Source organism: Streptomyces sp. NPDC048416 (assembly GCF_043200435.1).
Lineage (GTDB): Bacteria > Actinomycetota > Actinomycetes > Streptomycetales > Streptomycetaceae > Streptomyces.
This window is the reverse complement of record NZ_JBICXU010000042.1, coordinates 49,414-55,984: the sequence shown is the minus strand read 5'-3', so window position 1 is coordinate 55,984 and position 6,571 is coordinate 49,414. Positions and strand designations below refer to the sequence as shown.

Below are 6,571 nucleotides of genomic sequence, written 5' to 3'. Positions count from 1 at the left end.
TGATAGCGGAGCTATCGGGGCGTTTCGGCAACGCCGCGAGGTGCCGTGCCAGGCGCCGCACCCCCGGCCATGATCCACCAGACACCCCCTAAGGCCCCTCGGCCGTGAGGTAGCGCTGGAGGGTGGGCCCCAGCCAGCCGATCACTTCCTCGCGGGTCAGCGCGACGGCGGGCGGGAAGCGCAGCACATAGCGGGCCATCGCCATGCCGAGGATCTGCGACGCGGCCAGCGCGGCCCTGCGCGGGGCCTCGTCCGGGTCCGGGGTGACACCGGCCGCCACCGCGACCAGTTGCTCGGCGAAGATCGCCTGCACCCGCTCGGCGCCCGCCGCGTTGGTGACGCCCACCCGCAGCAGGGCGGTCAGCACGTCGTCGCTCTCCCAGCGGTCGAGGAAGTGCGCCACGAGCGCTTCGCCCAGGCTCTCGACGGGCAACGTATCCGACTTCGGAATGCGCAGGTCGATCGCGGAGGCGGCGGCGAAAAGCCCCTCCTTGTTCCCGAAGTACCGCATGACCATCGACGGGTCGATCCCCGCGTCCCGGGCGATGGCCCGAATGGTCGCGCGCTCGTATCCATCGGCGGCGAAGCGCTCGCGGGCGGCGACGAGAATCGCGTCCTTGGTGGCCAGGGAGGTGCGGCGGGGGCCACCGGATGGGGCTTCTGTCGTCATGCCAACGACTGTAGGCCAACACCTGTTGACATGCCAGTCGAGCCCGCCCTACATTTGCCAACGAGCGTTGACCAACAGCCGTTGACCAACAACCGTTGGCACCCAGGAGGCAGCCATGAGCGACACCCCGCAGGCGCCCGGCTCCACGGACTCGTCCGGCCCCACCGACTCCGGTCTCGCCGACTCCGGCCCCACCAGCTCCGGCCCGGCCGACTCCAGCCCCGCCGACTCCGACCGCTCCCGCTCCGCCGACCAGCCGGCCCCCGCTTCGGCCACGAAGACCACCCCCGCCATCCCGGCCGGCTCCGCCACCCCCGCCCCCTCCTCCCCGCACGCAACCCCCTCGCCCCGGCATGACGAGGCGCTGACCAGTGACGTCCTCGTCGTCGGCTCGGGGCCGACCGGGCTGCTCCTGGCGGGCGACCTGGCCGCGGCGGGTCTCCGTGTCACGGTCGTCGAGCGCCGGGCGCACGGGATCAGCAACATGACGCGCGCCTTCGGCGTCCACGCGCGCACCCTGGAACTGCTCGACGCCCGCGGGCTCGCCGAGGAGTTGGTCAAGGGCGGGACGACCGTCGGCCACATGGACATGTTCGGCCGGCTCACCATCGACCTGAGCCGGCTGCGCTCGCGCTTCCCCTTCCTGCTGGTCACCCCGCAGTACGAGATGGAACGGCTCCTCGAACGGCGGGCGCTGTCCGAAGGGGTCCAATTCCGGTACGGCACCGAGCTGTTGGGCCTGCGCCAGGACGACGACGGAGTGACGGCCGAGCTGCGCGGCCCCGAGGGCGAGGGACACCTCACGGCCCGGGCCCGCCATCTCGTCGGCACCGACGGTGCGCGCAGCAGGGTCCGCGACGCGCTCGGGCTGCCGTTCCCCGGTACGGCCGTGATCCGCTCGATCGTGCTGGCGGACGTCCGGCTCGACAGGGAGCCGGACGCCATGCTCACCGTCAGCGGCTCCGGCGACTCGTTCGCCCTCGTCGCCCCGTTCGGCGACGGCTACTACCGGGTCATGGGATGGAACCGGAACCGTCAGGTCCCGGACACCACCCCGGTGGACCTCGACGAACTCCGCACCATCGCCCGCGAAGCGTTCGGCGCCGACTACGGGCTGCACGACGCCCGTTGGATCTCCCGCTTCCACAGCGACGAACGCCAGGCCCCGTCCTACCGCGTCGGCCGGGTCTTCCTCGCCGGGGACGCCGCGCACGTCCACTCGCCCGCCGGCGGCCAGGGCATGAACACCGGCCTCCAGGATGCCGCGAACCTCTCCTGGAAACTCGCCGCCGTTCTGCGTGGCCGCACCGCGGAGCCCGAGGCACTGCTCGACAGCTACGAGGCGGAGCGCCACCCGGTCGGCGCGTCGGTGCTGCGCAGCAGCGGGGCGCTCGTACGGCTCGCCATGGCGCACAGCCCCCTGCAACGCGCCGTCCGTTCGCTGGCCGTCGGGGTCCTCGGCGCCGTGCGCCCGGCCGCCGACAAGGCGTTGGGGATGATCAGCGGCATCGGCATCGCCTACCGGGCGGAGCGGGGAGCCCACCCGCTCACCGGAAAGCGCGCCCCGGACCTGGACCTCACCGGGGGCCGCCTCTACGAGATGTTGCGCCGGGCCGAGTTCGTCCTGGTGACGCCGCGGGACAGCCGGCCCGTGACGCCCGAGGGAGTGGTGGGCGCGCACTGGAGGAGCGGGCGCGGCAGCACTCTGCTCGTGCGGCCCGACGGATACGTGGCCTGGGCGAGCGACCGACCCGACCCGGCCGGGCTGCACGCGGCCCTCAGGCGCTGGACGGGGCGCGCGCAACGGTGACCCCCGGCGGGCGCGCCCTTCCAAGACGCCACCGGGGTGCCCGCCCGGCGCCGGGCGCACCGGGGTGCCCGCCCCGCCCGGCGCCGGGCCGTGGCGTGCCACCCTGACCTCATGCTCGTCGCACGCTCAGCTCTTCTCTTCGTCGTGGCCGCCCTGTTCGAGATCGGGGGCGCGTGGCTCGTCTGGCAGGGTGTCAGGGAGCACCGGGGCTGGGTGTGGATCGGCGCCGGCGTCCTCGCGCTTGGCATCTACGGCTTCGTGGCGACGCTCCAGTCCGACGCCGAGTTCGGCCGGATCCTCGCCGCGTACGGCGGTGTCTTCGTGGCGGGCTCGCTCGCCTGGGGGATGGTCGCGGACGGCTACCGCCCCGATCGCTGGGACGTCACGGGCGCGCTGATCTGCCTGGCCGGGATGGCCGTCATCATGTACGCGCCGCGTGGCCGCTGAAGGCGCCCCGCCCCGGCCGGGCGCACCCCGGCCCGCCTATCCTGGCGGCGTACTCACCACACGCGCGAGGAGCACGACATGACTGCCGCCGGGACCCCGATCGCCGTCGTCACCGGAGCGAGCAGCGGAATCGGTGCCGCCACCGCCCGCGGCCTCGCCGCCGCCGGTTACCGCGTGGTGCTGACCGCCCGCCGCAAGGACCGCATCGAGGCGCTGGCCGCCGAGATCAACGCGGCGGGCCACCAGGCGACGGCGTACCCGCTGGACGTGACGGACCGGGCCGCCGTCGACGAGTTCGCCACCGCCTTCAGCGCCATCGGAGTGCTGGTCAACAACGCGGGCGGCGCGCTGGGCGCGGACCCGGTGGCGACCGGGAACCCGGACGACTGGCGGCAGATGTACGAGACGAACGTCATCGGCTCGCTCAACGTCACCCAGGCGCTGCTTCCCGCGCTTGAGGCGTCGGGTGACGGCGCGGTCGTCATCCTCTCCTCCACGGCGGGCCACGCCACCTACGAGGGCGGCGGCGGTTACGTGGCCGCCAAGAACGGCGCGCGGGTGCTCGCCGAGACGCTTCGGCTCGAAATCGTCGGCCGTCCGGTACGGGTCATCGAGATCGCGCCCGGCATGGTCAAGACGGACGAGTTCGCCACGACCCGATTCCGCGGCGACACCGAGAAGGCCGCCAAGGTGTACGCGGGCGTGGCCGCGCCGCTCAGCGCCGAGGACGTGGCCGACACCATCACCTGGGCGGTCACCCGTCCCAGCCACGTCAACATCGACCTGCTGGTGGTCCGCCCCCGCGCCCAGGCCTCCAACTCCAAGGTCCACCGGGAGCTGTAGAGCGACGGCCCCAGGGCGCCGGCCCGCTCGCCCCTCCCCGCGACACCGGCCGGGCCCCCGTCGCACACGAACCGGGCCGCCCGGTGTCGCACGCGTACCAGCCCGGCCCCCGGCACACACGAACCAGCCCGGCCCGCGCCCCCTCAAGCACCAGCTCCAGCTCCAGCTCTCGCTACCGCTCGGCCGCCCGCAGCACCGGCGTCCGTGTGTGGCGGCGTTTCTCGCCCGCGTGGAACACCAGGATGATCAGGCGGGCGCCCGGCGCGGCCATCGGCTGGGCGGCGCACATCGTCACCCAGCCCGGGCCCTGGGCGGCGTGGTTGAGGGGCCGCTCGTCGCCGTCCAGATGGAGATAGGCGCTGGCCCGGTTGTAGATGCGGGAGGCGAGCGGGTCCTCAAGGACTTCCTTCTCGATCTGCGCCAGCGTCTGATCGGCGGGGTCGGCGGCCAGCGCGGCCCGCAGCTGCGGCAGCACGAGCGGCGCCCAGGAGTGTTCCCAGTCGGCCAGCGTCTCCCGCGCGCACGGGTCGAGCGCCATCCACCGCATGATGTTCTGCGGCACCTTCCCGCCGGGGAACATCTGCGTCCAGCGTTCGTTGTGGGCGAGCAGGTTCCAGGACCGGTCGTTGACGTATGCCATGTGCACGATGCCGTCGACCGCCTCCTGCCACACACCGGGGATCTCCTCCCCCGACTGCGAGTTCAGGGGGAACGGCGGGTCCTGGCCCAGGCAGTACCGCCAGAGCGCTATCCACTCCTGCTCGTTCATGCCGAGCAGGCGCGCCACGTCCTGGAGCAGGTCCGCGGGCGGGTTGGGGTAGCGGCCGGACTCAAGGCGTCCGTACGTGTCCGGGGCGCGGTGCAGGATCTGGTCGATCTGGGCCTGGGACAGGCCGGGCGCTCGCCGCCCCTGCCGGGTGGGTCTGCTCAGCCCATGGCTCTCGGGCTTGATCAGAGCGCGGCGCTCGCGCAGCAGAGAGCGCAGAGCGGGCTTGTCCATCTGTGGTTCTCCCCCGGTGACGGGCGGCCGGCGACGTCGCCGTCGGCCGCGCGGTTGGAACAGCCGCTCCCGGCCTCCTGCCCCGACTCTGCCATCGGATCCGGACCGGGCCGTCGGCGCGCACCGTGCGGTCGGCGCGTGCCCCATGGTCGGCGTACGTTCCATTGTCGGCGTACGTTCCATGATCGATGTACGCCCCGTGGCCCGAGCGGGTTTCTTGGCCGGTACGCGGCGGGTGGCCGCGGGGTGATCGCCGGCCGCCGGGGGCCGTGCGGGGCGCGGCGCGTACGGCAGCACGACGGCCCCGGGCGCGGGCGTCGGGGCTGAGGGACCGGTCACCGCGGGCAGGGCGGGGACGACGGCGGGCGCGGGCGCATCGGGGGCCGGGAGGTGCTTGGCGAGGTGTGCCCTTTCATGGATGGGTCGGGGTTCGGGCGGCCCTGCGGACACCGGACACCCCCTGGCGGCCGCCGCTCAGGGCCCGCCGAGGCACCCGTCACGAGAGACCCCACGGGTACGCTGGCCGACGGGCCCTGCACGGAGCAAGCGGTAGCGGGATGCGCACGTACGCAGGGCGCACACACGCAGCGGCGCAACGGGAGCAGACATGGGCGAACCGGACGGCCGGGCGGCCGACGCCGGAGCGCTGTCGCCGGAGGCCGTCGACGTCTACGGCCGGGTGACCCGCCACGAGCACGTCGACCCCCAGCGCGATGCCCGGGCGCTCGCCGAGCTCACCGCATGGGGCCTGGTCAGCACCGATCCGCAGCTGCCACATCTGGTCATCGCGCTCGACCCCCAGGAGGCGGGCCGGCGCCGGCTGGACGACGAGCTGCGCCGGATGGCCGCCAACGCCGCACTCATGGCGCGCATCCCCCAGGTCACCGACGAGCTCGGCCTGCACTTCGAGCGGGCCAAATGGCGTTCGGGCCGGGGCTCGGAATTCCTGGGCGAGCCCGAACTCGTCGAGGCCCGCATCGAGCAGGCCGTCGGCCGGGCCCGTGCCGAACTGCTCACCGCGCAGCCCTGCGGCCCGCGCACCCGGGAGCGGCTGACGGCCGTCGAGGAGCGCGACGGCGCGGCGCTCACCCGGGGTGTCCACATCCGCAGCCTCTACCTGGACACCTGCCGGGACGACGCGGTGACCCGCGGGTATGTGACCGCGATGACGGGGCGCGGCGCGCAGTTCCGTACCCAGGTCACCCAGTTCCAGCGCTGCGTGATCATCGACAGGCGGCAGGCGTTCATCTCCGACCACGTCGTCAACTCCGCGCCCGGCCATGCCTCCTGGCATGTGCGGGACCGGGCGGTGGTGGCGTTCATCGCCGAGGTGTTCGAGGAGTGCTGGCGCCGCGCCGACCCCTGGAACGGCGATCCGTACGTCGGCGCGGCGGGGCCGGCGGGTGCGCGCGGCACGCGCACGACGCTGCTTCAGCGCGAGATCCTGCGCGACATGGCGCGGGGCATCGAGCAGCGGCTCACCGCCCAGCGCCTCGGCATCGGACTGCGCAGCCTCTCCAAGGAGGTGCACACCTTGCGGGAGTTGTTCGGAGCGTCCACCCTTCAGGAACTGACCTACCAGTGGGCGCTGTCCGACGAACGGCTCATCGACGACCGGCCGCCCCGCCAGGGCCGGGCCACGGCCTGAGACACCCGCACGACCGGGCCGCGGCGCGGCGCCCCCGAACCAGCCCCGGTCCGGCACCGAACCAGCACCGATCCGGCACCGATCCGACCTCGGGCCAGCACCCCAACCCGGGTCCGGTCCCGGCCCGGGAATCTCGGCCACCGCTCACCGGTA

At 73.6% G+C, this 6,571-nt stretch carries 6 protein-coding genes; 4 read left to right on the top strand and 2 right to left on the bottom strand.

Annotated features, from left to right (window positions below):
- Window positions 1–88 precede the first annotated feature (88 nt).
- Window positions 89–670, bottom strand: a complete 582-nt coding sequence (locus ACGFW5_RS32950; protein WP_393838001.1) for a TetR family transcriptional regulator — start codon at window positions 668–670, stop codon at window positions 89–91.
- A gap of 115 nt (window positions 671–785) precedes the next feature.
- On the opposite strand from ACGFW5_RS32950, the gene ACGFW5_RS32945 reads away from it, so the two are divergent.
- The 3 genes from ACGFW5_RS32945 (at window position 786) to ACGFW5_RS32935 (ending at window position 3,770) form a co-directional block, all read left to right on the top strand.
- The gene (locus ACGFW5_RS32945; RefSeq protein ID WP_393838000.1) at window positions 786–2,480 is read left to right on the top strand and encodes an FAD-dependent monooxygenase; all 1,695 of its coding nucleotides are present in this window, start codon (window positions 786–788) and stop codon (window positions 2,478–2,480) included.
- Between the two features lie 111 nt (window positions 2,481–2,591).
- A complete protein-coding gene (locus ACGFW5_RS32940) occupies window positions 2,592–2,927 on the top strand; it encodes a YnfA family protein (RefSeq protein WP_393837999.1) in 336 nt (111 codons plus the stop codon).
- Window positions 2,928–3,005: 78 nt separating this feature from the next.
- On the top strand, window positions 3,006–3,770 hold the full coding sequence (locus ACGFW5_RS32935; protein ID WP_393837998.1) for an SDR family NAD(P)-dependent oxidoreductase: 765 nt from the start codon (window positions 3,006–3,008) through the stop codon (window positions 3,768–3,770).
- A 172-nt stretch (window positions 3,771–3,942) separates the two neighbouring features.
- Here the strand turns inward: ACGFW5_RS32935 and ACGFW5_RS32930 are convergent, their stop codons facing one another.
- Window positions 3,943–4,770, bottom strand: coding sequence for a helix-turn-helix domain-containing protein (locus tag ACGFW5_RS32930; RefSeq protein WP_393837997.1), 828 nt, complete (start codon window positions 4,768–4,770; stop codon window positions 3,943–3,945).
- 607 nt (window positions 4,771–5,377) lie between these two features.
- Here ACGFW5_RS32930 and ACGFW5_RS32925 point away from each other — a divergent pair.
- Entirely contained in the window at window positions 5,378–6,418 is a 1,041-nt protein-coding gene (locus ACGFW5_RS32925) for a hypothetical protein (protein WP_393837996.1), read from the top strand.
- Window positions 6,419–6,571 lie beyond the last annotated feature (153 nt).